This is a genomic window from Horticoccus luteus (assembly GCF_019464535.1).
In the GTDB taxonomy this organism is placed as follows: Bacteria; Verrucomicrobiota; Verrucomicrobiia; order Opitutales; family Opitutaceae; genus Horticoccus; species Horticoccus luteus.
In genome coordinates this window covers 3,185,908-3,210,943 of record NZ_CP080507.1, presented here as the reverse complement: position 1 = coordinate 3,210,943, position 25,036 = coordinate 3,185,908, and the positions used below count along the sequence as shown (strand labels likewise).

Here is a 25,036-nt window from a genome sequence, read left to right as displayed (position 1 = left end):
CAAATGGTTTTACCGAGCGGGGCCGGCGGGCGTTGCGCCGCGTTCGCGCGACGGCGGGATCGTCGTCTGCCCGGGAGACGTGGCGGGACGTCGCGTAGCGGCGGACGGCTCAGGCTTCAACGCGTTTGGCGGCGATGGCGCGCAGCTCTTTGGCCGCGAGCAAATCCTTTTCGCGACCGCAGGCTTCCTTGGCGGCGATGAGGTCGGGAAGTGAAATGACGGCGCATCGGCGGCCAAAGAGCGGCAATTCCGCGGCGTTCTGTCGCAGACGTGAATACGCTCCAACGCCCAGCACGTTGGAGAGGACATCGAGGATGCCGCTGTCGGTTTCCAGAGTATGATTCACCAGCGGGGTCCCGGCGGGCGGCACCTCAAGAAAGGAAAGTTTGCCGGGCGTCATACGATGCACCGGATGCAGGTCGGAAAATGCCCGGCGAAGGTTAGTGATCGTCCCGGGAGAGAGGACGGTGCAATGTCCAGATCGTTGGTGACCAAGCTGGAGCCGTGCAACACGCCTGCACAACCGCCAATCACGACGACTCGATTTGGACGTCAGCGAGCTTTTGCAGGAGCAGGTGCAGGTTGTGCATAACGCGCCTCGCCGGCCTTTCTCAATTCCTGGGCAAGCTCCAGCGCCGCATCATGGCGGAGAAGACGCTGCTCGGGCGAGAGGGCCAGGTTGCAGTCAATCAAGTTTAGATCGAAGCCCGCGCGTTCGGCAGCGGTGATGGCCGGGTCGGTGGTGGACGGAGCCGACATGGCAGCTGGTTCAGACATCGCGGAGGGTTCGACAAGCTCACCGCCGGCGGTTTTACGCCAAGCAGGTTTTGAAGGCTTCGGTGAGCGCGGGGCGGTCGAGGTTCTTGCCGATGAAGACGAGGGTGTTCTGGCGGGGCTCGTCCTTCGCCCATTCGCGGTCGAACTTCGCGTCGAAGAGCATGTGCACGCCCTGAAACACGAGGCGCTTGTTGGTGCCTTTCACGGCGAGCACGCCTTTCATGCGGTAGATGTCGCCGCCTTTAACGCGGAGAAGTTCGCTGATCCAGTTGTTGAGTTTCTTGCCGTCGAGATCGCCGGGCGCGCTGATGCCGACGGAGGTGACGTCGTCGTTGTGCGAATGCGCGGCGTGAAAATCCTGCTGCCAGACAGGCTTCGAGGTGTCGCCGTTGACCTGGATGTGCAGGGGATCTTCGCCGCAGCCTTCGAACACGAGGTAGTGGCCGGGGGCGTCGATTTTGAGCGGGAAGTGACCGTGGCCGTCGTCGAGGAGGAGGCGGTGCAAGGTGGCGCCGGGCGTGAGTGGCTCGCCGGGTTTGACGCGATTTTCCCAGTCGGAAAAAACGCGGGTGGCGGTGTCGATCGCGGCGGCGAGATCGGGAAGGACAGCCGGAGCGGGGGACGCGGTGCGGGGTGAGGGCACCCCGCCCACACGGTCGCCCTCGCCCGCACGATCGCCGGGCGCGAGCGAATTTACGCGGAGGACGACGACGTCGAGTTCGTTTTCGTTGCCGTGGTGGTGATGATGGTGATGACCGTCTTCGCCGTGAGCGTGGTCGTGGCCTTCGTGCTCATGGTCGTGACCGTGCTCGTGATCGTGGTGGCCGATGACGAGGTCGTGCGTGCCGGCGGGGAGTTGATAGGCGCCGGCCCATTCGAAGGGATATTCGGGTTCGAGAAATTGCGGGTCGATCTCGCTGGCGCGGGAGAGGTTGAAGCCGCCGATGTCGAGGACCTGGTCGAGCGGGACATCGGCGTTGTGCGCGCGGATGATGCGGGCGACGGCGTTGATGTGGTGGATGCGTTCCTCGAGCGCATCGAGTTCGGCCGGGGAAACGAGATCGGTTTTGTTGAGGAGGATAACGTCGGCAAACGCGACCTGCTTGCGCGCTTCGTCTTCGGAATCGAGGTGCTGGAGGATGTGCTTGGCGTCGACGAGCGTCACAATGCCGTCGAGGCGGAAGCGGGTTTTCATCTCCTCATCAGTGAAAAACGTTTGGGCGACGGGCGCGGGGTTGGCCATGCCAGTGGTCTCGATGAGGATGGCGTCGAGGGGATCCTTGCGCTTGAGGAGGCGGCCGAGGATGCGGATGAGATCGCCACGCACGGTGCAGCAGATGCAGCCGTTGTTCATCTCAAAGATCTCCTCGTCGCTCTGGATGACGAGCTGGTTGTCGACGCCGACTTCGCCGAATTCGTTTTCGATCACGGCGATTTTCTTGCCGTGCTGACCGGTGAGGATGCGGTTGAGAAGGGTGGTTTTGCCGGCGCCGAGGAAGCCGGTGAGAACGGTGACGGGAATGGCGGATTGAGACATGAGCGAGCGGGCAGTGTCGTCAGGCGTGGGGCGTCCGTCAACTGACGGAGGTGGGCCAGGGAGAAGTTTAGAGCGGGGCGGGCGCAGCGCAGCCGGAACAAGGGCCGGCGGTGCGTTCGATCTGGATCGTGGTGTGGCCGATGGCGAAATGCTCGTGCAGGGCTTCGCCGAGGTGGCGGAGAAGCGCGTCGTCATCGCCGGGGGCGGGCTTGACGAGATGCGCGGTGAGGGCGGTGGACGTCGTGCTCATTGCCCAAATGTGCAGATCGTGAACGTCGGTGACACCGGGTTGATCGCGCAGGAAGCGGCGCACAGCCGGCAGGTCGATGCCGGGAGGCACGGCGTCGGTGGCGAGGCGAAACGAATCGCGCAGGAGACTCCACGTGCCGACGCCGATCACCGCGACGATCACCAGACTGATGGCGGGGTCGATCCAGAGCGCGCCGGTCAACAGGATGGCGAAGCCGGCGAGGACGACGCCGACGGAGACCGCGGCATCGGCGGCCATGTGCAGGTAGGCGCCCCGGAGGTTGATGTCGCTATGCCGGCCGCGAAGGAAAAGCAGCGCGGTGGCGGTGTTGACCACGACGCCAATGGCGGCGACCCACATCATGGCGCCGCCGGTGACGGGTGGCGGATGAGCGAAGCGTTGGAGAGCTTCCCACGCGATCGCGCCGATCGCGATGAGGAGGAGGACGGCGTTGGTGAGCGACGCGAGGATGGACGTTTTGCGCAGCCCGTAGGTGTGGTGGCGGCTGGGCGGGCGTTGCGCGAGGTAGCTCGCCCCCCACGCGAGCAGGAGGCTCAGGACGTCGCTGACGTTGTGACCGGCGTCGGCGATGAGGGCCACGGAGTCGATGCGGAAGCCGGCGATGAGTTCGACGACGACGTAGAGCGCGTTGAGCGTCACACCGACGGCGAACGCACGATTGTAATGCGCCGGGGCATGAGAATGGCCCGGGCCATGAGGATGCGCGTGCGAGTGAGCGTGTTCGGCGGACAACGGAAAAATTTCTCCAGCAGAAGGGAACGCGACGCGTCAGCGATTCCAGGGCATCTTCGCGAGGAGCAGCCCCATGAGACACGTATCGGAAATCCCGGCGAAGACGAGGCCGGCGCCGACGAAGCCTGAAAGATAAATGAACGCGGGTTGGACGAAGAGGGAGAGCAGGACGCCGACGAGGACGAGCGAGCCGGCGACGATGCGCACCTGGCGTTCGAGCGACATGGTCGCCGGGCCGTGATTGACGGGCACACCGCATTGCCGGCACGCCACGGTGCCGCCATCGACGGAGAAGACGTTGGTGAACCCAAGTGATTTGAGCCGCGCGCCGGCCTGGGCGGAGCGCCCGCCGGAATGGCAGATCAGGTAAACGGCGTCGTCCATGCGCGCGTGCGGCGCGAGGGCGTCAGCGGAGAGGTCGCCCAACGGCACGTTGATCGCGGATTGCACATGCACAGTGCGAAACTCGGCCGGCGAACGCACGTCGATCAGTGTGAGATCGGGCTGAGCACGATGGAGCGAGTGGAGTTGTTCGGCGGAGATGGTTTTCATGAGCGAGAGATCGAGCGGGTTCGAGGAGTCTCCAACGTAGAGGCTGGCCGGAGATTCGCAAAGGCAGGTTTGCATGGGGCGAATTCAACGGCGGAGAAGGGACGGACAGGATGAGGCGATAACGGCAGGTTATGGCGGATTCGATAACAGCATTTCCCGGGCGAGGCGGGACGCGCTAGAATCGCGGCGTGAAATCGCTGCTCCGCCAATATCTTCCCGCGCTCGCTTTGACGGCTTTGCTGGCGGGCGTGGCGTGGTGGGCGGATGAGTGGCCGGGCGTGCGGCATCTCGGACCGCTGGCGACGGCGTTGTTGCTGGGGCTGTTGTGGCGGGCGGTACACCGGCCGCCGGCGCATTGGGAAACGGGGATCGGTTTTGTGGCGAAACGGTTGCTGCGGTGGGGCATTATTTTGCTCGGGGTGCGGCTCAATCTGGCGCTCGTGGTGGAGGCGGGGCCGCACATTTTGTTGATCGATCTCACGGTGATCGTGGTGGGGCTGAGCTGGATTTCGTGGCTGGGCCGGCGGTTCGGGCTGGATCCGGTGCTGGCGATGTTGATCGCGGTGGACAGCTCGATTTGCGGTGGCTCGGCGACGATGGCGGCGGCGCCGGTGTTGCGGGCGAAGGATCACGAGGTGGCGCTCGTGATTCCGTTGTGCAGCCTGCTGGGGACCGGGCTCATGCTGGGTTATACGTTGCTGCAGCACGCGCATCCGGTGTCCGCGCCGCATTACGGCATGATGGTGGGATCGACGTTGCATGAGGTCGCGCAGGTCGTGGCGGCAGTGACGCCGTTTCCCGATACGATCGAGATCGGGATGGTGGCGAAGCTGACGCGAGTGGTTTTCCTGGTGCCCGTGGTTGCAGTGCTCGGGTGGATTTTTACGCGGAGGCGGGCGCAGGCGGGCGAGGCGAAGGGCGCGGTGGCGCAGAAGACGCCGAAGCCGTGGTTCGTGCTGGGCTTTCTCCTCGTGGGCATCGGCAACACGCTCGCGTTGCACTTCTTTCCGGTGGAGCGCGCGGGGATCGCGAGTCTGGACGGCGCGGTGCTCAACGGTGCGGCGTTTCTGATGGCGATGGCCATGGCGGCAATGGGCTTGCAGACGGACTTCGCGCGGTTGCGGGAAAACGGACCGCGGGCGTTTGGGACGGCGATCCTCGGCTGGGCGGGCGTGGCGACACTCGCGGGGCTGGAGATCTGGCTGCTGGGTTGAGAGAGGCGGTGGCGGAGGCCGAAGCGGCGTTGAGTCGCGGCGGGACGGCGGTGGGGCGCCATGCGCGTTTGCCTGACATTTTGAGAAAAACGGAGCATGTGCGGTCATGGCCGATTACCGTCTCCACGTTTTCCGCATCGCCGCGGAGCAGCTCAATTTCACGCAAGCGGCGCGGTGGCTGCACATCTCGCAGCCGGCGGTCACGCAGCACATCAAGCTGCTGGAGGAGCATTACGGGCAGGCGCTGTTTTTGCGGGAGCCCGGCGGGTTGAAACTGACGGCGGCGGGGCGGGCGCTCTATGAACATGTGATCGAAGCGGAGGCGTTGCACGCGGACTTGGAAAAGCGGTTGCAGGCAGGCATGGCCGTGATGAGCGGGTCGCTCAAAATCGCGGCGAGCACGACGATCGCGCAGTATCTTTTGCCGCGGTGGCTGGGACGGTTTCAGCAAACGCATCCGCAGGTGGCGGTGGAGTTGCGCATGGGCAATACGGAGGAAGTGATCGGCGGATTGCTGGCGCGGCGCGTGGACCTGGGATTGACGGAAGGACTCGGCGCCCGGCGCGAATTGAAGGCGGAAAAATTCTACGACGACGAGATCGTGGCGGTCGCGGCGCCCGAGCATGGGTTGGCGAGGAAGGCGAAATTGACGGCGGCGGATCTCGCGGGGGCGCCTTGCGTGTTGCGCGAGAGTGGCTCCGGGACGCGCGAGGTCGTGGAACGGGCGTTGCGGCGGGCGCGCGTTGACCCGCGGAAACTCAATGTGGTGCTGGAAAGCAGCAGCAGCGAGACGATCAAGGGCCTGGTCGAATCGGGCGTAGGCGTCGGGTATTTGTCGCGACTGGCGCTCCGGCACGAGTTGGCGCGCGGGACGCTGGTGGTGCTGACGGTGCCGGGGCTGAAGATCACGCGCGGACTGCATGTGGTCTTGCCGCAGGGGCCGCGGGCGATGGGCGTGGCGGGGGCGTTCGTGGACTTCTTGCAGGGGGCAGCGCGCCAGGAAAAACGCTGAGGCCGGCTGGCGATCCGGCGGCAAAACGAATCACGATCCCAGCAGGAGCTGGCCGAGCACGGCGGCGGCGATGACGACCATCCACGCGGGGCGGGCCCAAACGTGCAGCGCGAGGAACGCGGCGACGGCGAGCGCGACGTCGCGCCAGTCGTGGATGGCGGTGAGCCAGACCGGTTGATAAAACGCGGCGAGCAAGATCCCGACGACAGCGGCGTTGGCGCCGGCGAGGGCGGCGCGCAACGCGGGGAGGGCGCGCAGCGTTTCCCAGAACGGCAGCGCGCCGCCGATCAGCAGCCACGCGGGCAGATAGATGGCGAACAACGCCCAGAGTCCGCCGACAATTCCGCCGGGGCCGGCATGAAGCAGGGCGCCGAGGCAGGCGGTGAAGGAGAAGAGCGGTCCGGGCACCGCCTGGGCCGCACCGTAGCCGGCGAGGAAAACGTTGTCGGTGGTCCAGCCGGTCGGCACGACGACTTCGCGGAGCATCGGCAGCACAACATGGCCGCCGCCAAAAACGAGTGAGCCGGCGCGATAAAAGCCGGTGAAGACCGCGCCTGCGCCGTCGGGCGACCACGGGATGAGCGGCAGCCCGAACAAGAGCAGAGCCCACAGCAGCAGCGCGCCGCCGCCCGCGAAGAGCGAGCGCCGGGGTGGCGACGACGCAGGCGTGGCGACGACGACGGCGCGTTGCAACGCGATCCAGCCCACGGCGGCGCCGGCGAGCAGCGCGGCGATCTGGCTCCACGCCGTCGCAAGCAGGAGCACAAATGCGGCGGCGGCGGCCGCGAGGGCGAGGCGGAGGAGATCAGGACAAAGCCGGCGGCCCATTGTCCAAACGGCTTTGGCGACGACGGCGACGGCGGCGATTTTGAGTCCTTGCAGCCAGCCGGCGTCGGGGTGCTGCCCCCAGCGGTGCAGACCGCCGGCGAAAAGGAGCATGAGGATGGCCGATGGTAAAATGAATGCCGCCGAGGCGAGCAGCGCGCCGGCGAGACCGGCGCGGTGGCGGCCGAGGGCGAAGACGAGCTGGCTGCTGGCGGGGCCGGGCAGAAACTGGCAGAGCGCGAGGAGGTCGGCGTAGGCCGCGCCATCGAGCCAGCGGCGGCGTTGCACGCATTCGTCGTGGAAATAGCCGAGATGCGCGACCGGACCGCCGAAGGAGGTGCAGCCGAGGCGCAGGAAGACGAGAAATACTTCGGTCAACGAGGCGGGTTGGGAGCGGTCGTTCATGCGGTCAAAACACCGCGGCGCACGCGGAACCGGGAAAGAGGAAGGCGGCGCGAAGGCATGAGAACCCGATCACGGCTGCGGTGAGAACTGCTGGTTCCAGAAATCGGACGTGTGAGTGGGCTCGGCGATGTGAATGAACGAATGCCGGCTGGCGGCATGGCACGCGTTGCACGCCTGGATCAGGCCGGTGTAGTGGGAGCGGAACGACGGTAGATCGCGGGCGGCGATGGCCTGATCGATTCCAACCAAGGCGGGCGGCAGCATCGCCGACATGTTGGCGCTGACAGGAGCGCCTTCCTTGATCAATTTGGCGTGGATCACGTCATCGGCGGTTTCGGCCATCTCGTCATGATAATAGCGAGCGAGCGGCCAGTTGCCGGCCTGGGCGGCGAACCAGATTTTGTCGGCGCAGCGCTGCAGATAGCCCATGTTTTCGCCCAGGGGAAAATCCGCCGGCGTCGCCGAGGTGGTGGCGGCTTCGAGGCGGGAAACGCGTTGCCACAGCAGGGCGTTGGTCGCGAGAGAAAGTATGAGCAGGAGGGCGATGACGGCGGTTTTCATGATTCCTGGAGTGGACGCTGCGGGTAGGAAGGGCATGTGGACTTCCTCGTCCGATGGCGAGCCTGCGGCGCCGACTGCAGGTTCCGAGGCGCGGTCAGATTTTCACGCGGCGGAGGCGGAGGGCGTTCAAGACGACGCTGATCGAGCTGAGGCTCATGGCGACGCCGGCGAACATCGGATTGAGGAGCCAGCCGAACAAAGGATAAAAGACGCCGGCGGCGAGGGGGATGCCGAGGCCGTTGTAGACGAAGGCGAAGAAGAGGTTTTGCTTGATGTTGCGCAGGGTGGCGCGGCTGAGGCGCACGGCCCGGGCCAGCGCGGCGAGATCGCCTTTCACGAGGACAATGCCGGCACTGTGCATCGCAACGTCGGTGCCGGTGCCCATCGCAATCCCGACTTCCGCGGCGGCGAGCGCAGGAGCGTCGTTGATGCCGTCGCCCGCGAAGATCACGGATTCGCCGTTACGCTGATGCTCGCGCACCAGCTGTTGTTTCCCTTCCGGCGTGACGCCGGCGTGATAGCCGTCGAGGCCGAGTTGCTTCGAGATGGCCTGGGCGGCGGCTTCACGATCACCGCTGACCATGACGACACGCAGACCGAGCGATTGGAGTTGGCGAATGGCGGCGGGCGTGGAGGCCTTGATCTGATCGGCGAGTTCGAGGGTGCCGGCATCCTTCCCATCGATCTTCACCAGCACGAGTGTGGCGGTGGCGTGGCTGGCCGCCGAGTCGGCGGGCGCGCGTCCGACGAAGATGGACCGGCCGTCGACTTCGGCGCTGATGCCCTGGCCGGCGGTGGCGTTGAAGTGGCTGCTGGCAGGAATCGGGAGGTTCCTGGCCTGAGCGGCGTGGACGATGGCGCGCGCGAGTGGGTGTTCGCTCGAGGTTTCGGCGGCGGCGGCGAGGGCGAGGAGCGCATCGTCGGGCGACGAGAAAGAGGAAAGCGCAAGGTCGCGCGCAGGATGAATCCCGACGACTTGGGGTTTCCCTTCGGTGAGGGTGCCGGTCTTATCGATCAGGAGGGTGTTGGTGGAGACGAGCTGTTCGAGCGCGGCAGCGTCTTTGATGAGGACGCCCGACTGCGCGCCGCGGCCGATGCCGGTGACGAGGGAAACGGGCGTGGCGATGCCGAGGGCGCAGGGGCACGAAATGATCAACACAGCCACCGCGTTGAGCATGGCGTGGAGAAACGCGGGGGCGGGCCCGGCAAAATACCAGAGGAGAAATGTGAGGACCGCCACGCCGACCACGATGGGCACAAACCAGGCGGAGACCCGATCGGCGAGACGTGCGATGGGGGCTTCGCTCTCCTGCGCGTCTTCGACGAGTTTGACGATTTGCGCGAGGAGAGTGTCCTTCCCGATTTTCTCGGCAGAGAGGATGAACGACCCCGTGGTGTTGAGCGTGCCGGCGCTGACCTTGTCGCCGGTTTTTTTGGAGACCGTTTCGGGTTCGCCCGTGAGCATCGATTCGTCGAGGTCGCTGCCGCCTTCGTCGACGATGCCATCGACGGGAACGTGTTCGCCGGGGCGCACGCGGAGGCGGTCGCCGACGACCACTTCGTCGAGGGGCACATCGGTTTCGTGCCCGTGGGCATCGACGCGGTGGGCGATTTTCGGCGCGAGATCCATGAGGGCGCGGATGGCGGCATCGGTGCGGGAGTGGGCACGTTGTTCGATGATCTGACCGAGGAGGACAATCGTGGTGATGAAGGCGGTGGCTTCGAAATAGAGCGGCACGCCGTGGGCACCGCGGAGCGCCGTGGGAAATCGTTCACCAAAGAAGACGGCGAAGACGCTGTAGGCGTAGGCCGCGCCCGTGCCGGTGACGACGAGGGTGAACATGTTGGTGTCGAGCGTGCGCACCGATTTCCACCAGCGGCGGAGAAAGGGCGCGCCACACCAGAAGAAGACGGGCGTGGTGAGGACCAGCTCCGTCCAACCGAGAACGCGGGCGTGGAATTGGCTGAACCAATCCGGCGCGAGCATCGAGCCCATGGAAATGAAAACGACGGGCAGGGTGAGCAGCAGCGCGACCCAGAATTTCGGCCGGAGGTAACGCTCATCGGGCAGGCCCATGTAAACGGGATCGTGCGGGCCGGGCGCGGAGGCGGCTTGTTGGCTCGAAGGTGGTGGCGCGGGGGCGTGGCAAGAAGGCGCCGACTCGTGGGAATGAGAATGATGGGGTTTCATGGTGGGACCGAAGGGAGGGATTGAATGAGCGGCCGTGGCCGGGCGCGCCTCGAAACGCGGGCAACCGGACGAGCTGTCGTGGTGCGATGGCGCGAACCCGATTTGAGCGGAAGGTTTATTGCGAATGACGGGCGACGGGTTTGACGGTGCCGCAACGCAACATCCGCGAACCGTAGTAGGGATTGTTGACTGTTTTATCTGACTGCAGCCAGTCGCCGCCCGTGCCGCCGAAGGCCATTGGGCAGTGAGCGAGGTAGAGTTTTTCTCCGCCGGGGACGCCGGGCGTTTCGACCAGGCGAATCATTTCGTGAGATGCGGCGAGAAAGGATTTCCGCGCGCTGGCGAGATCGGCGGCGTGGGCGATGTTTTTGACGGGAGCCGTGAGCGAGGTGAGTTCCGGAGCCTTGGCCGCGGAAGCGAGCAGCGACTCGGCGGCGAGACGGGCGGCGGACAGGTCATCGGCGGCGAGGGCGGTTTGGATTTCGAGGTAGGCCCGGAGGAGCGTAGCGACAAACTCCGGCTTGAGTTCTGTCGGACGCGCCGAGACTGGGGCGGTCGCGAGCACGGCGCCGAGAGCGAGAAGAAGGAGTCGAGTGAGTGTATTCATAAGATGATTTCCTGATTGGGTTGGCGTGGGTGGGTGAGCGAGAAATGGGACAGGAGGTTGGCAGCCCTCACGCGGATGAGTTCGGAATGTTTCCCGGACGGAGAAGAGGGTCGGCCGCTGGCAATCCGCGGCGGCGCCAGAGGAAAAAGATGGCGGGATAGACGAGCAGTTCCATCGCGGTGGACGTGATGACGCCGCCGACCATTGGCGCGGCGATGCGTTTCATGACGTCCGCGCCGGCACCGTGGCTCCAGAGGATCGGCAGCAGGCCGGCGACGATGACGGCGGCGGTCATGGCCTTGGGACGCACGCGTTTGACGGCGCCGTGATAGACCGCGTCGTGCAGGTCGGCGGTGTGGCGGAGGCGGCCGGTCTTTTTGTGATCCTCGTAAGCGAGATCGAGGTAAAGGAGCATGATGACGCCGGTTTCCGCATCGAGTCCGGCGAGCGCGATGATGCCGATCCAGACGGCGACGCTCATGTTGTAGTCGAGCAGGTAGAGCATCCAAAACGCCCCGACGAGAGAGAACGGCACCGCGAGCAGAACGATGCCGGTCTTAATCCACGACTGGGTGTTCAGGTAGATGATCAAAATGATGATCAGCAGTGTGAGCGGAATGACGATGAGCAGGCGTTGTTGCGCGCGTTGCAGGTATTCGAACTGGCCGCTCCAGATCAGGTGATAGCCGGAAGGGATGACGATCCGTCCTTCGCGAATGGCCTCGTTGACGGTAGCGCGGGCGGTTTCGACGTAGCCGCCGATGTCGGCGCCTTTGACGTCGACGTATATCCAGGCGTTGGGCACGCCGCCTTCGCTCTTGATGCCCATCGGTCCCTTCGTGACGCGGATGTCGGCGAGTTGTCCGAGCGGAATCTGGGCCGCCGGGGCGCTGGCGGAATCCATCGGCGCCTTGATCGGAATGGAGATGGCACGGAGCGTTTCCGGCGAATCGCGATAATCGCGCGCGTAACGCATGATGACGTTGTAGCGCTCGAGGCCCTCGACCGTCGTCGTGAGGGGCATGCCGCCGAGCGCGACGGAAAGGACGTCCTGCACATCGCCGACGCTGAGGCCGTAGCGCGCGATGGTGTCGCGGTTGAGGGTGAACTCGATGTAGTTGCCGCCCATGACGCGCTCGGCGACGACGCTGGCGGTGTGAGGGACGCGCTGCACAACGGCCTCCACTTCGCGGGCGATGCGGTCGAGCACGGCGAGGTCGGGCCCGGCGACCTTGATGCCGACGGGGGTTTTGATGCCCGTGGCGAGCATGTCGATGCGGGTCTTGATCGGCATGGTCCACGCGTTGACGAGGCCGGGGATTTGCACGGCGCGGTTCATCGCATCGGTGAGTTCCTCCACGGTGCGGCGGCGGTGCGCGATGACCTGGCCGTCGGAATTGGTGAAATCGATTTTCGGCCAGTCTGCCTCGGGTTTGAGGCGGATGGTGGTTTCGATCATGTCCATCGGCGCGGGATCGGTGGCGGTTTCGGCGCGGCCGATTTTGCCAAAGACCTCCTGGACTTCTGGAAAAGTGCGGATGATCCGGTCGGTCTGCTGCAGAATTTCCTTGGCCTTGGTGACGGAGATGCCGGGGAAAGTGGTCGGCATGTAAAGCAGGTCGCCCTCGTAAAGCGGCGGCATGAATTCCGACCCGAGCTGCTGGTAGGGAAACGCGCGGCCGATCGAGGTGGCGACGTGACGCAGGCGGCCGGCGGGCAGATGGTCGACGACGAGCGCGTTCCACGGAAAGAACACCCAGCCGACGGCGATGGCGGCGATGACGATGACCGTCCATTTGAAACGGATAACCAGGTCGAACAGCGGGTGGTAAACCCAGACGAGAAATCGGTTCACCGGATTCTTCGCTTCGGGCAGGATTTTGCCGCGAATGAAAAAGCCCATGAGCACGGGCGCGAGGGTGATGGAGAGCAGCGCGGCGGCGGCCATGGCGTAGCTCTTGGTGAACGCGAGCGGCTTGAAGAGCCGGCCTTCCTGCGCCTGCAGCGTGAACACCGGCAGGAACGATACGGTGATGACGAGCAGCGAATAGAAGAGCGTGGGACCGACCTCGATCGCGGAGTCGCGAATGATGTCCCAATGCGGCTTTTTGCCGCGATCGTGCTCCAAGTGCTTGTGCGCGTTTTCGATCATGATGATCGCGGCGTCGACCATCGCACCGATGGCGATGGCGATGCCGCCGAGGGACATGATGTTGGCGCTCAGGCCCTGGCCGTGCATGACGACAAAGGCGGCGAGCACGGCGACCGGCAGGATGATGATGGCGACGAGTGCGCTGCGGAAGTGAAGAAGGAAGAGCAGGCAGATGAGTGCGACGACGAGACTCTCTTCGAGCAGCTTCAACTTGAGGGTGCCGACGGCGCGTTCGATCAGATCGGTGCGATCGTAGACGACCGTGGCCGTCACGTCGGGTGGGAGCGACTTCAGCGCCGCGGCGAGTTTGGTTTTAACGGCGGCGATGACCTCGCGGGTGTCGACGCCGTAACGCACGACGACGATGCCGCCGACGGTTTCGCCCTCGCCGTTGAGATCGGCGATGCCGCGCCGCATGTCGGGACCGAGGTGGATGTCGGCGACTTCGCCGAGGAGAATGGGCGTGCCGCGGGCGCCGAGGCCGACGGCGATTTGTTTAAGGTCGTCGATCGATTGCACGTAGCCGCGCACGCGGAGCATGAATTCCTGCTCGGACATTTCGAGCGAGCGGCCGCCGGCTTCGCCGTTGCTGCGCTGGACAGCTTTCGAAATGTCGGCGAGCGACAGGCCGTAGGCGCGCAGGCGGTCGGGGTCGACCGTGATCTGGTATTGTTTGACGAAGCCGCCGACGGACGCGACCTCGGCGACGCCCGGCACGCTGGCGAGTTGGTAGCGCAGATTCCAATCCTGCATCGAGCGGAGTTCGGCGAGATCGTGCGTGGGGGAATTGAGCGAATACATGAACGCCCAGCCGACGCCGGTGGCGTCCGGCCCGAGCGTGGGCGTGACGGTGGCGGGGAGTTCGTTTTGCAGGCCGTTGAGGTATTCGAGCACGCGGCTGCGCGCCCAATACGGATCGGTGCCGTCCTCAAAAATCACATAGGCGAACGAGAAGCCGTAGAACGAATACCCGCGCACCACTTTGGCGCCGGGCACGGAAAGCATTTTGGCGGTGATCGGGTAGGTGACCTGGTCCTGCACGATCTGGGGCGCCTGGCCGGGCCATGGCGTGTAGATGATGACCTGCGTGTCGGAGAGATCCGGGATCGCGTCGAGCGGCGTGTGGCGCAGCGAATAGATGCCGCCCAAGACCAGCGCGGCGGTGGCGATGAGCACCAGCGCACGGTTGCGCAGCGAAAATTCGATGATGGCTTTGAGCATGGAGGAAGGAAGAGGCGGCGCTGGTGACCGGGCAGGTTACAAGCGAGCGGGATCTTCCGGCAGGGCGTCGCCGCAGGTGAGCATGGTGGAACCGAAAAAGGGGTTGCGGATTTGGGGTTCGCGTTGGAGCCAGCGGCCCGTGCCGAGTTCGGGCGCCATGGGACACTCGAAGGCGTGCAGTCCGGTGGTGGCCGTGAGATGGTTCGCGCGGACAAGATCCACGAGTGCGGTGCTGAAGGGTTCGAAATCCCTGCGGGCGTCGGCGAGCGTGGCGCGGTCGGGCAGCGCGCGGAAGTGCGCCAGTGCATCGGAGTGACTATCAGCACGGGCCGCGTGAAAGCCGGCGAGGGCGGCGTTCAGCGCGGGCAGGGATTGCTGGTAAGCGGAAAGATTGTCGCCTGCGAGCGCGGCTGCGGCGTCGGCGCCGGCGCGGGCGAGTTTGGTCAGTGAGGCGACACCCGCGGGCGGCAGAGGGGACGTTGCGGTGGGCGACGAGGCGCGCGGCGTCGACGCGGACGGCGTGGGACGGACGGGAGCGTGGGCGTGATCGCCGTGGCCGGAGGCGGCGAGCATTTTTTGAATGCCTTCGCGGAGCTGGCTTTCGGAATCGAGCATGAACTGGCCCGAGGTGACGACGGTATCACCAACGTTGAGACCGGAGGTGACCGCGTAGTGGTCGTCGCTCGTGCGGGGACCGAGGGTGATTTCGCGGGGATCGAAGCGGCCGGCGGGGAGGGCGACGAAAACGGTGTTGTGCTCGCCGCTGCGGAGGACGGCGGTGGCGGGCACGAGCACGGCGTCGTCGGCGAGGTGCGCGGTGAAGCGCACATCGACATACATGCCGGGCCGGAGTTGGTGATCGGCATTGGGGACGACGATGCGCGCCATGAGGGTGCGCGTCGCATCGTCGAACTGGGGTTCGATCAACTGCACTGTGCCGATGACGGTCGGACGATCGCCGTGCGTGGGTTGGAGGCGGAGGGATTGACCGGGATGAATGAACGCGGCGTCGGCGGCGTAGAACTGCGCGGTGATCCAGATCGGATCGAGGGTGGCGAGGCGGTAGATCAATTCGCCGGCGCGAACCATGCGGCCGACCACGACGGGTTTTTCGATGACCACGCCAGCGGACGGCGCGCGATAAACGTAGGTGCGTTCGGCGGTGCCGGTGCGGCCGAGTGCAGCGATGAAGTCGGCCGGCAGGTCGAACAATTCGAGGCGCGTGCGGGCGGCGCGCGTGAGCGGGCCGTTGGCGTCGCCTTCGGTGCGCAGGGTGACGAGGTAGTTGAGCTGGGCGTTGTAGAGATCCGGCGAATAAATCCGGAAGAGCGGGTCGCCCTCGGCGACGACGGTGGAGGTGGCGTTGACGAAGAGCTCTTCGATCCAGCCATCGTATTTGAGCGTGATGTCGCGCAGTCCGGCTTCGTCGTAGGTGACGCTGCCGACGGCGCGGATTTCGCGTTCAACGGGACCGCGGGTGACGGCGCTGGTTTTGAGATTCATCCGCTGGATCGTCTCGGGAGAGATGACGATGCCGCCGTTACCACTGGCGTCATCGGGCAGCGGAGTGAGCTTCATGCCGCAGATCGGGCAGTTGCCCGGATGGTCCTGGATGATCTGCGGGTGCATCCCGCAGGTGTAGAGCTGCGGACCTTTTGCGCGGGCGGTGAGGCCGGAGACGAGGCCGAGAGCGAGGAGAGCGAGAAGTGTTTTAAGCAGGCGCATGGCGGGAGGGGTCACGGATGGGAGGAGGCGAAGGAGGAGGGCGCGGCGTCGGCGGTGAGGTAGAGAAGTTCGGTGACCGCATCGGCGCGGGCGCGGAGCAGTTCGAGGCGTTCGAGTTGCAGGAGAACCTGACGGGTATGCGCAGCGGAAATTGCGGTGGGGGCGCCGCGGCCGGTTTGGTAGTCGGCGTCGGCGGCGGTGATGAAGCGCGCGGTGTTGGGCAGCGCGGTGTGATCGACGTACGCGAGCAGGCGGTCGGCGCGATGCACGGCGAAGAGATCGCGGGCGAATTGCGCGGCGAGGTCGAGTTGGGCGGCGTTGAGCTGGGCGGCGGCGCCTTGGTGCTGCGCTTGCGCGGATGCGATTTGGTCGGCGAGGCGTTGGCGCCAGACGGGGAGCGTCAGGCTCACGGCGGGGCGCACCATCAGCGGATTCGCTTTCACATCGACCATGGCGCCGACGGTGAAATCGGGCGTGCCGGCTTTTTCGGCGACGGCGACGGCGGCCACGGATTGGTCGATGAGGGCGCGCGCGATGGCGAGGTCGGGATTGCGCGTGAGGATGCGTTGCCAGAGCGCGGAGTCCGTGGGCAACGGTTCCACGGTGAGCGGAAAGGCGGGCCAGGGCGGATCGGTGGCGTCGGGGAGCAAGCCGAGGGCGGCTTTGAAACCGATGCGGGCGGCGGCAAGGCGGTCGCCCAGCATGGCGTGATGCGCGTGGTGTTCGGCGAGTTCATCCTGCAATGCGTATTGGGCGGAGAGCGCGCCGGCATCGCGGCCGGTGGCGAAGCCGGTGTGGGCGAACGCGATGGTCTCCTCGACGGAGGCAGCGGCGGCGCCGTGGAGTGCATGCGCGGCGTGCGCGTAGGCGAGTTCGATCCAGGCTTCGCGCAGGCGGCGCGCGACGACTTGCACGGTTGCGAGAAACTGGCGGTGGGCGACTTCGGCGGACGCGGCGGCGGCGCGGCCTTGGGCGGCGCGTTTGCCGGAGCTCATGACGTCGAACATCACGCCGGGCATGAGCGTCATGAGGCTCTGCGCGATGTCGGCTTCGAGCGTGAGCTTGGGATCGAGGAGCGAGTGGGCGGGGCCGATCTGGCTGACGGTGGCGCGCCAGTTGGCGTAGGCGGCTTCGACTTGGGGATGGTTGAGCAACGCGAAGCGGAGGTAGTCGTTGGCGGATGACTGGGCGGTGAGAACGGGCAGCGCGGGCTTTTGTCCGGAGGGCCGATACTGCTGCGCGGCGGCGTCCAATTGCTGTTGCGCGTGCTGTGCGTAGGCGGGCGCGGTCGTCTGGCAGCCGGAAAGCGTGAGCAGGGCGGCGAGAGCGGAAGCGGCGGAGAGCAAAGCGGGACGCATGATGGACTACGGGCAATAACCCGGGCGGTGGAAAATCCCGCGGAATTTTTTTGAGGGATTTCGCGGGGGCGGGGTTATAGTGGTTTGGAAACCCACGTTGCCCATGACCACGCCTGAACCTTCCGATGATTTGTCCGCGTTGCTGCACGAGTGGCAGGTGCGCCCGGAGCGCGACCCGCACTTTCGGGCGAGAGTGTGGCGGCGGCTGGAGGCGCGGCGCGGGGAGGCGTCGTGGGCGGGCTATCTGCGGGCGCATGCGCGGCCGGCAGTGGGCGGGCTGGCGCTGGCGCTCTTGCTGGGAGCGTGGTCGGGGCACGCAGCGGCGCGGCACCATACGAACGCGCAGCGCGAGGCGATGGTGAAAGATTATGTGCGGGCGCTCGATGCGCGCACGATGGCGCAGGGACGATGAAAAATTTTCTGCTCACGCTCGTGGTGATCGTGGTCGCCTGCGGGGCGTCTTACGGCGTGTTTTATGCGACAGGGCGCGGACCGGCGGCGTTGCGCGACGCGTTGACGGAGCGCGATGCACTCGCGTGGCTGCGGGCGGATTTCAAGCTGACCGATGAGCAGTTCGCCGCGATCAAACGGCTGCACGAAGCGTATGGCAAAGAGTGCGCGGAGCATTGTGCGGCGATCTTGGCCGCGCGTGAGCGGCAGGCGCCGGCGGATGAAATGGAGCGGCTGGAGTCGCGCTGCGAGCAGTCGATGACCGAACATTTTCAGCACGTCGCTGCATTGATGGCGCCGGCGGAAGGCCGTCGTTATCTGGCCATCGTGCTGCCGCGTGTCGCGAGTTACGATCATCACGGAGCGCCGAGCGTGCGGGTAACTCCTTGAGCGACGACGCGGAGTTGATGGTGCGGGTGCAGGCGGGCGACGAGGCCGCGCTCGGGACGTTGATGGAGCGATGGGAAATGCCGGTGAAGGGACTGTTGCGGCGATTGGTGCAGAACGGGGCGGAGGCGGACGATCTGGCGCAGGAAACGTTTGTGCGCGTGTGGGAGCAGCGGGCGCGTTACCGGGTGGGCGCGGCGTTTCGGCCGTGGATGTTTGCGATCGCCGTCAACCTCGCGCGCAACCGACTGCGCTGGTGGCGGCGGCGTCCGGAAGTGACGCTGGAAGCGTGGAGCGGCGGCGATGACGGCGCGGCGAGCGGCGCGATGGCTGCAGAAGCGCGCGAGCGGGCGGAGGCGGTGCGGCGGGCGGTCGCGGAGCTGCCGACAGATTTGCGAGAGGCGCTGGTGCTCGCGGAATATGAAGGCATGCCGCAGGCGGAAATCGCGTTGACGGCGGGCGTGAGCGTCAAAGCCGTGGAGTCGCGGCTCTACCGCGCGCGAGGGATTTTGCGCACGAAACTGGCCTCGTGGACGCAGCGCGCGGGCGCGTGAGACGCGTTTGGCGTGAGCGATGGCGCGAGGATTAACGCATGGGTCGAGCGGGCTCGGCGTCGCGCTCCACCCAGGCGTAGAGCGCGGGCAGCAGCAGAAGGGTGAGCAGCGTGGCGCTCAAAATTCCGCCGATGACGACGGTGGCGAGCGGACGTTGCACTTCAGCGCCTGGGCCGGTGGCGAGCGCCATGGGCAGGAATCCGAGCGAGGCAACGAGGGCGGTCATGAGGACAGGGCGGAGGCGCAGCAGCGAGCCCTCCAGGACGGCGTCGCGCACGCGGCGGCCCTGCGCGCGCAGATCGTTGAACGCGCTGACGAGCACGACGCCGTTCAGCACCGCGACGCCGGAGAGCGCGATGAAACCGATGGCGGCGGTGATACTGAACGGCAGATCGCGCGCCCAGAGCGCGAATACGCCGCCGGTCAGCGCGAGCGGAATTCCGGTGTAAACGATCAGCGCCTGGCGGACGCGTCCGAACGCGAGCACGACGAGACCGAAGATCAATGCGAGGGTGGCCGGCACGACGAGTGCGAGGCGTTGGCGGGCGGCGACGAGATTTTCGAACTGGCCGCCAAACTCGATCGTGACGCCGGGCGGCAACTCAATGTGGTCGCGCACGGCGGCGCGGGCGGTGGCGACCCAGCCCGCGATGTCGCTGGTGTCGAGGTTCACGAGGAGTGCGGCGCGCCGGCGGCCGGCATCGCGCAGGATGGGCGAGACGGTCGTCGTTTCGCGAAGATCGGCGAGATCGCCGAGCGGCAGGAGGCCGTGTTCGCCGACGCGCACGGGCAGCGTGGGGAGCACGGCGGGATCGGCGCGGGCGGTTTCGGCGAGGCGCACGACGAGATCGATGCGGCGTTCGCCGTCGCGCAATGCGCCGACGGTTTCGCCGCCGAGGGCGGAGGCGACGGTGCGATTGAGCTCGGCGGCGCCGAGCGCGTGGCGGCGCAGCGCATCGCGGCGCGCGGCGATTTCGAGGAGCGGAGTGCGTCCGAGCGTTTCGAATTCCACTTCGCCGGCGCCGGGAATTTTCTCGAGCAGCTCTTTGATGTCGGCGGCGATTCTCTCGGTGACGTCGTAATTCTCACCGTAAATCTTCACCGCGAGATCGGCGCGGATGCCTTCGAGGAGTTCGTTGAAACGCATTTCGATCGGCTGGGAGACGAGAATGGCGGCGCCGGGATTGGCGGCTTCGACTTCCGCGCGGACGATTTCGCCGAGCTGCGTTTTGGTGATGGGCCGGCCGTTTTCGCGGCGCCATTCGGAGCGGGGACGATACGAGACGTAAACGTCGCCATCGCTCTGCGGCATGGGATCGGTGGCGATTTCGCTGGTGCCGAGGCGGGCGAAGACCTGCGTGATTTCGGGGATGCGTTCGCGGAGGTGGCGGTCGGTGGCGCGTTGTTGCGCGAGGGTTTCGTCGAGGCTGATCGCGGGGTCGCGGAAAACCATGAGCGCAAACGAGCCCTCGTCGAGTTGCGCGATGAACTCCGCGCCGAGCCGGGTGAAGACGAGCGCAGCGAGCATGCACAATGCGACGGCGCCGGCGACAAACCAGACGCGGGTGCGGAGCGCGAAGGCGAGCGTGGGCGCGTAGAGGCGGTGGGCGAAACGCACGAGAAAATTTTCGCGAGCGGGAACGTGGCCGCGCAGTGCGACCGAGCAGAGCGCGGGGATCGCGGTGAGGGCGAGCACGAGCGCGCCGCCGAGGGCGCACATCACGGCGATCGCCAGGGGGTGAAACATTTTTCCCTCGATACCGGAGAGCGCGAGGATCGGGACATAAACGGCGGTGATGATGAGCACGCCGAAGAACATCGGACGGCCGACCTGGCGGCAGGCGACGCCGATGGTGTCGCGGCGTTCTGCGGCGGAGAGCGGCCGGCCGAGTTCGCGCGCGCGGGACCCGAGGAGGCGCACGATGTTTTCGACGATGACGACAGCGCCGTCGATGATGAGGCCGAAGTCGATGGCACCGAGACTCATCAAGTTGCCGGAGAGGCCGAGCCGGTGCAGCCCGATGAGGGCGCAGAGAAACGCGAGGGGGATCGCGGCGGCGACAATGAGGGCGGCGCGCCAGTTGCCGAGCAGCGCGAAGAGGACGGCGATGACGAGAATCGCGCCCTCGAAGAGATTCGTTTCGACGGTGCGGAGCGTGGCGTCGATGAGGGCGGAGCGTTGATACAGCGGGCGGAGTTCAACACCGGCGGGGAGCTGCGCCTGGATGCGGGCGAGGCGTTGTTCGACGCGCCGGGCGACGGTGCGGCTGTTTTCGCCGATCAACATCATGGCGGTGCCGATCACGGCTTCTTCGCCTTCGACGGTGGCGGCACCGGTGCGCACGGCGGAGCCGATGCCGACATCGGCGAGGTCGCGCACGAGCAGAGGTTGCACGGTGCCGGAAAATTTTACGGGCAACGCGGCGACTTCTTCAGCGGATTGCACGCGGCCGACGGCGCGCACGAAGAACTGGCGTCCGCCGCGGCTGACGATGCCGCCGCCGGCGTTTTCGACGTTGGCGGCGATGGCGTGAGCGAGTTCGTCGACGGTGAGGCCGGCGGCGCGGAGCCGGTCGAGGCGCGGTTCGACGACGATTTGTTTTTCGTAGCCGCCGATGGTGTTGACCTCGGCGATGCCGGGGACGCTGCGAAGGCTCGGTTTGACGCGGTATTCGTGGAGGAGCAGGAGCTCCATCAATTGCTCGCGACGCGTGGCGGGCCGGTCGGGGGCGTCGGCGGTATAATCGAGCGTGTAGTAAACGATCTCGCTGAGGCCGGTGGTGACGGGAGCGAGTTGGGGCGCGAGGCCGGGCGGAAGCTGGCGCGCGATGCCGGCGAGGCGTTCGCCGACGAGCTGGCGCGCGCGATAGATGTCGGTGCCGTCGGCGAATTGCAGCGTGAGTTGCGAGAGTGCGAATTTGGAAAGGGAGCGCAGCTCGCGCACGCCGGGGGTGCCGGCGAGGGCGGTTTCGAGCGGGAGGGTGACGAGTTTTTCGACTTCCTCCGGGGCGAACGCGGGCACCTCGGTGTTGATCTGCACCTGCACGCCGGTGATGTCGGGCACGGCATCGATCGGCAGATGCCAGGCGGACCAGAGGCCGGCGCCGATGAGCACAAGGGCGCCGAAAAACACGAGCGCACGCTGACGCAGGGAAAAGTCAATGAGCCGCGCGATCATGGCTGGGCCTCCGCGCGGGGAAACTCGAGGCCGGTGAGCGCCTGCAATTGTTGGGCGGCGTCGAGGGCGTCGCGTTGCGTGGCGAGGAGCGCTTCGACGGCGTCGAGGTAGGCGGTTTGCAGTTCGAGATACGTGGCGAGCGGGACGGCACCGAGGCGGTAGTGTTCGTCGGCGAGAGCGGCGGCCTCGCGAAACGTTTCGCTGGCATCCGGCTGCCACAAGGCGAGCGCGGCGGCGCGCGCAGTGAAGGTGTCGGCGGCGGTGAGCACGGCGCGTTCGAGGGCGCGTTCGGCGGCCCAAACGGCGGCTTCGGCTTGACGGTGGCGGGCCTCCGCGATCTGCGCACCGCTGCGTGCGCGGGAGGGAAGCGGGAGCGGCAAGGAGACGCCGAGGCCGACGGTGGTCTCGCGTTCGCCGGCGCTTTCCTGCGAGTAGAAGGGCCGGAGGGTGAACGAAGGATAACGCTCGTGGCGCGCGAGGGAGACGGCGGCGCCCTGTTGCTCGAGTTCGAGGCGCGCGGCGCGGTATTCGAAATTGTTTTCCCGGGCGGCGGCGAGGAGGGCGGCGGCGGGCGGGAGCGGCGCGGAGCCAAACGAGGGCATGATGGGCGCAAGGGCGAGCGGCGCTTCGGGCGGAGCGCCACGCAGTTGGTTGAGCTCAAGAAGGGCGGTATGGGCGGCGATGGCGGCGTCGGTCGCGCGACGGCGGAGGGAAATCTCCTGCGCTTCGATGACGCGGGTTTCGAGGCGCGGCGTGAGGCCGGCGGGATCGCGCGCGAGAAAAACTTCGCGCAACGCTTGGAAGCGCGCGGCGACTTCGGCGGTCGCGGCGGCCTGGCGGCGCGCGGCGTCCAAGGTGGTGGCGACCGTGCGGGTGCGGGCGGCGAGCGCAGCGCGGAAGCGCGCGAGGCCGAGTTCGGCGAGGGCGACGTCGCGGTTCGCGAGGCTTTTCCGGAGCGCGAGGCGGCCGGGCCACTCGAAGGTTTGCGCGAGCGAGACGGACCAGGCGAGGCCTTCGCCGGCGAGCGTGCCGCCGAGGTCGCGCACGCGTTTGTGGCCGGCATCGAAGGCGAGTTCGGGCGGCGGCAGCGTGGCGGTGAGGCGGCGTTGCGCGCGCGCGGCGTCGATTTCGGCTTCGTAGAAGGCGAGTTCGGGATGGTGCGCGACGATGTCGCGGACGAGTTCGTCGAGGGAAAGGGGCGCGGCGGAAAGCGCGGATGCGGCCAGCGCGACGCGGAGGACAAGAAGACGGAGACAGGAAAATGATTTCATAACGGTGGTGAACGTGAATGCGCCGCGCAGCCGGAATTCAGGCGCGACAGGAAGGAACGCCACGGCGCAGCAGCGCGCGGCGAAGGACGTCAACGACTCCCGCAGGAGTCCGTTACGATAACAGAGACGGCGCGCGCGGCGACGGAGCCGTGCGGGCGAGAAAACACCAACGGCGACCGAGTTCTTCGGGCGCGGCGGTAAATTCGCTCACGCCCGCGGGCGGAGCGACCAAAGGAGTGGCGGCGAGCAGGCAGGCGAGAAGCCCGAGGGGCGCGGGCAGCAGCGCGGGTGCAGGCGCAGCGAGCACGACGGCGTGCGTGCGCAGGGCGGCTCCTTCGACGGTGTCGCACGCGTCGGCCATGGGATTGGCGTCAGCGTGGTGCTCGGAGGCGCACGCGAACGTCTCGGGCAAGCCGGCGGCTTCCCACCCACAGTGGAGCCGCACGGGCAGCCAGAGGGTGAGAAGGATCAGCGAAGTGAAATACCGGAGACGCGGCACGGCGCGAAAGAGGTGCGCGGACAGGGGCGAGTCAAGGCCAAGCGGGTCGTGCAGGGGGCGCGGGCGGCGGCGGGCTCAGCGCACGGTGCGGAGTTGCACGGCGTCGATCAGGCGGTCTTGCGAGAGAATGTCGGTGGCGATGATGAGTTTGTCGCCGGGGGCGATGAGGCCCTTGTTGCGGAGAAAGACGATGGCGTTTTCGATGGTGATGTCGGGCTCACTGCCGAAGGGCATGACGTAAGGTTCGACGCCGCGGAGGAGACGCAACTGGCGTTGCAACTCGATGGACGGGGTGAACGCGAGGATCGGGGCGCGTTGCGGGCGGAGGGCCGCGAGGCTGCGGGCCATGAAACCGTAACGCGTGAACGTAAGAATGCGCGAGTCGGGAAGGTCGTTGGCGAGGACGACGGCGGAATGAAGGAGCTTCGTTTTCTCGCTGGTGAGTTCGGGTGGCGGCGCGGCGGGCGCATCGTCTTCGGCTTCGACGCGGCGCGCGATGCGGTCGAGCATCTGCACGCATTCGAGCGGGTATTTGCCGACGGTGGTTTCGCCGGACAGCATCACGCAGTCGGAGCGTTCATAAACGGCGTTGGCGACATCGGTGATCTCGGCGCGGGTGGGGACGGGTTGCTGAATCATCGATTCGAGCATGTGGGTGGCGACGATGACGGGTCGGCCGTAGCTGAGGCACATGCGGACGGCGCGGCGCTGGATGCCGGGCAGTTCCTCGAAGGGACATTCGATGCCGAGGTCGCCGCGCGCGACCATGAGCGCATCACAGGCGCGCACGATTTCGGCGAGGTTGTCGATGGCGGAGCGGTCCTCGATTTTCGCGACGATCCGGGCGTGGGATTTGTGCTCAGCGAGAAAGGCGCGGAGTTCTTCGACATCGGCGGCGCTGCGCACGAAGGAGAGGGCGACGAAATCGATGTTTTCCTCGATGCCGACGGCGGTGTCGCGGCGGTCCTTGTCGGTGAAGGCGGGGAGGTTGACCTTCACGCCGGGGAGATTGATGTGACGGCGCGAGCCGAGCGGGCCAGGGATCAGCACGCGACAGCGGAGACGGGTCTCATTGCGGGCGAGAACTTCGAGGCGGATGAGACCGTTATCGACGAGCACGGTGTCGCCGACGGCGACGTCTTTGACGAGATCGGCGTAGTTGACGCCGACGGAGCGCACCTCTTCGGGGCTGTCGCCGGGGGCGCCGCCGCGCACGGTGAAGTCGAAGATCTCGCCGGGGCGAAGCTCGATCGGAGCGGCGAGATCGCCGGTGCGGATCTCGGGGCCTTTGATGTCCATCATGATGCCGACCTCGCGGCCGAGGCGGAGCGACACAGCGCGGATGCGACGGATGACGGTGCGCGTCCACTCGTGGTTGGCGTGCGCCATGTTGAGGCGAACGATGTCGGCGCCAGCGCGGAAGAGGGCCTCGAGCATCGCCTCGCTGTCGGTTGCGGGACCGAGGGTGAAGATGATCTTGGTGCGGCGAAACGGGTTGTCGGCGGACATGCGTCGCCAGCCAAGCGGGGCGGCACGGCAGCAGCAAAACAAAAGGTC

21 protein-coding genes are annotated in these 25,036 nt (G+C 66.5%); 5 read left to right on the top strand and 16 right to left on the bottom strand.

The genetic code is table 11. The features are described from left to right. Nucleotides 1-109: 109 nt before the first annotated feature. The 5 genes from K0B96_RS17445 to K0B96_RS13170 form a co-directional block, all read right to left on the bottom strand. Nucleotides 110-400: a hypothetical protein gene (locus K0B96_RS17445; RefSeq protein ID WP_255558666.1), complete on the bottom strand. Its 291-nt coding sequence runs from the start codon at nt 398-400 to the stop codon at nt 110-112. A gap of 152 nt (nt 401-552) precedes the next feature. Beyond that, nucleotides 553-777, bottom strand: coding sequence for a hypothetical protein (locus K0B96_RS13185; RefSeq protein WP_255558665.1), 225 nt, complete (start codon nt 775-777; stop codon nt 553-555). A 34-nt stretch (nt 778-811) separates the two neighbouring features. Next, nucleotides 812-2,314: a CobW family GTP-binding protein gene (locus K0B96_RS13180; RefSeq protein ID WP_220161353.1), complete on the bottom strand. Its 1,503-nt coding sequence runs from the start codon at nt 2,312-2,314 to the stop codon at nt 812-814. A 67-nt stretch (nt 2,315-2,381) separates the two neighbouring features. Further along, on the bottom strand, nt 2,382-3,317 hold the full coding sequence (locus K0B96_RS13175) for a cation diffusion facilitator family transporter (protein WP_220161352.1): 936 nt from the start codon (nt 3,315-3,317) through the stop codon (nt 2,382-2,384). 36 nt (nt 3,318-3,353) lie between these two features. Continuing rightward, the gene (locus tag K0B96_RS13170; protein WP_220161351.1) at nt 3,354-3,944 is read right to left on the bottom strand and encodes a rhodanese-like domain-containing protein; all 591 of its coding nucleotides are present in this window, start codon (nt 3,942-3,944) and stop codon (nt 3,354-3,356) included. Between the two features lie 113 nt (nt 3,945-4,057). Between K0B96_RS13170 and K0B96_RS13165 the strand changes: the two genes are divergently transcribed. Together K0B96_RS13165 and K0B96_RS13160 are read left to right on the top strand one after the other, a co-directional pair. After that, entirely contained in the window at nt 4,058-5,083 is a 1,026-nt protein-coding gene (locus K0B96_RS13165; RefSeq protein ID WP_220161350.1) for a YeiH family protein, read from the top strand. A gap of 106 nt (nt 5,084-5,189) precedes the next feature. Continuing rightward, nucleotides 5,190-6,095, top strand: coding sequence for a LysR family transcriptional regulator (locus K0B96_RS13160; protein ID WP_220161349.1), 906 nt, complete (start codon nt 5,190-5,192; stop codon nt 6,093-6,095). A 30-nt stretch (nt 6,096-6,125) separates the two neighbouring features. Here the strand turns inward: K0B96_RS13160 and chrA are convergent, their stop codons facing one another. The 7 genes from chrA to K0B96_RS13125 form a co-directional block, all read right to left on the bottom strand. Then, nucleotides 6,126-7,325 (bottom strand): chromate efflux transporter, encoded by a 1,200-nt coding sequence (gene chrA / locus K0B96_RS13155; protein ID WP_220161348.1) that lies wholly within the window; start codon nt 7,323-7,325, stop codon nt 6,126-6,128. A gap of 69 nt (nt 7,326-7,394) precedes the next feature. Next, nucleotides 7,395-7,886 (bottom strand): hypothetical protein, encoded by a 492-nt coding sequence (locus K0B96_RS13150; RefSeq protein WP_220161347.1) that lies wholly within the window; start codon nt 7,884-7,886, stop codon nt 7,395-7,397. Nucleotides 7,887-7,980: 94 nt separating this feature from the next. Continuing rightward, nucleotides 7,981-9,963, bottom strand: coding sequence for a copper-translocating P-type ATPase (locus K0B96_RS13145; RefSeq protein ID WP_255558664.1), 1,983 nt, complete (start codon nt 9,961-9,963; stop codon nt 7,981-7,983). 229 nt (nt 9,964-10,192) lie between these two features. Beyond that, a complete protein-coding gene (locus tag K0B96_RS13140) occupies nt 10,193-10,684 on the bottom strand; it encodes a DUF3347 domain-containing protein (RefSeq protein ID WP_220161345.1) in 492 nt (163 codons plus the stop codon). 67 nt (nt 10,685-10,751) lie between these two features. Continuing rightward, the gene (locus tag K0B96_RS13135) at nt 10,752-14,057 is read right to left on the bottom strand and encodes an efflux RND transporter permease subunit (protein WP_220161344.1); all 3,306 of its coding nucleotides are present in this window, start codon (nt 14,055-14,057) and stop codon (nt 10,752-10,754) included. A gap of 36 nt (nt 14,058-14,093) precedes the next feature. Next, nucleotides 14,094-15,797: an efflux RND transporter periplasmic adaptor subunit gene (locus K0B96_RS13130; protein ID WP_220161343.1), complete on the bottom strand. Its 1,704-nt coding sequence runs from the start codon at nt 15,795-15,797 to the stop codon at nt 14,094-14,096. Then, entirely contained in the window at nt 15,794-17,140 is a 1,347-nt protein-coding gene (locus K0B96_RS13125; RefSeq protein WP_220161342.1) for a TolC family protein, read from the bottom strand. Before K0B96_RS13125 ends, K0B96_RS13130 begins: the two co-directional genes overlap by 4 nt. 103 nt (nt 17,141-17,243) lie before the next feature. Here K0B96_RS13125 and K0B96_RS13120 point away from each other — a divergent pair, with 103 nt between their 5' ends. Genes K0B96_RS13120 through K0B96_RS13110 form a run of 3 tightly spaced genes read left to right on the top strand, consistent with a single transcriptional unit; the run spans nt 17,244 to nt 18,531 of the window. Next, nucleotides 17,244-17,552: a hypothetical protein gene (locus tag K0B96_RS13120; protein WP_220161341.1), complete on the top strand. Its 309-nt coding sequence runs from the start codon at nt 17,244-17,246 to the stop codon at nt 17,550-17,552. Beyond that, nucleotides 17,549-17,980, top strand: coding sequence for a Spy/CpxP family protein refolding chaperone (locus K0B96_RS13115; RefSeq protein WP_220161340.1), 432 nt, complete (start codon nt 17,549-17,551; stop codon nt 17,978-17,980). The genes K0B96_RS13120 and K0B96_RS13115 overlap by 4 nt, the downstream gene beginning before the upstream one ends. Then, nucleotides 17,977-18,531 (top strand): RNA polymerase sigma factor, encoded by a 555-nt coding sequence (locus K0B96_RS13110; protein WP_220161339.1) that lies wholly within the window; start codon nt 17,977-17,979, stop codon nt 18,529-18,531. The genes K0B96_RS13115 and K0B96_RS13110 overlap by 4 nt, the downstream gene beginning before the upstream one ends. A 31-nt stretch (nt 18,532-18,562) precedes the next feature. Here the strand turns inward: K0B96_RS13110 and K0B96_RS13105 are convergent, their stop codons facing one another. From K0B96_RS13105 to pyk, 4 genes are all read right to left on the bottom strand, one after another. Continuing rightward, a complete protein-coding gene (locus tag K0B96_RS13105) occupies nt 18,563-21,709 on the bottom strand; it encodes an efflux RND transporter permease subunit (protein ID WP_220161338.1) in 3,147 nt (1,048 codons plus the stop codon). Further along, nucleotides 21,706-22,980: a TolC family protein gene (locus K0B96_RS13100; protein WP_220161337.1), complete on the bottom strand. Its 1,275-nt coding sequence runs from the start codon at nt 22,978-22,980 to the stop codon at nt 21,706-21,708. The genes K0B96_RS13105 and K0B96_RS13100 overlap by 4 nt, the downstream gene beginning before the upstream one ends. 112 nt (nt 22,981-23,092) lie before the next feature. Continuing rightward, nucleotides 23,093-23,479 carry a hypothetical protein gene (locus K0B96_RS13095; RefSeq protein ID WP_220161336.1) on the bottom strand — a complete coding sequence of 129 codons (387 nt, stop codon included), beginning with the start codon at nt 23,477-23,479 and terminating at the stop codon, nt 23,093-23,095. Between the two features lie 75 nt (nt 23,480-23,554). Next, nucleotides 23,555-24,988, bottom strand: coding sequence for a pyruvate kinase (pyk, locus tag K0B96_RS13090; RefSeq protein WP_220161335.1), 1,434 nt, complete (start codon nt 24,986-24,988; stop codon nt 23,555-23,557). Nucleotides 24,989-25,036 lie beyond the last annotated feature (48 nt).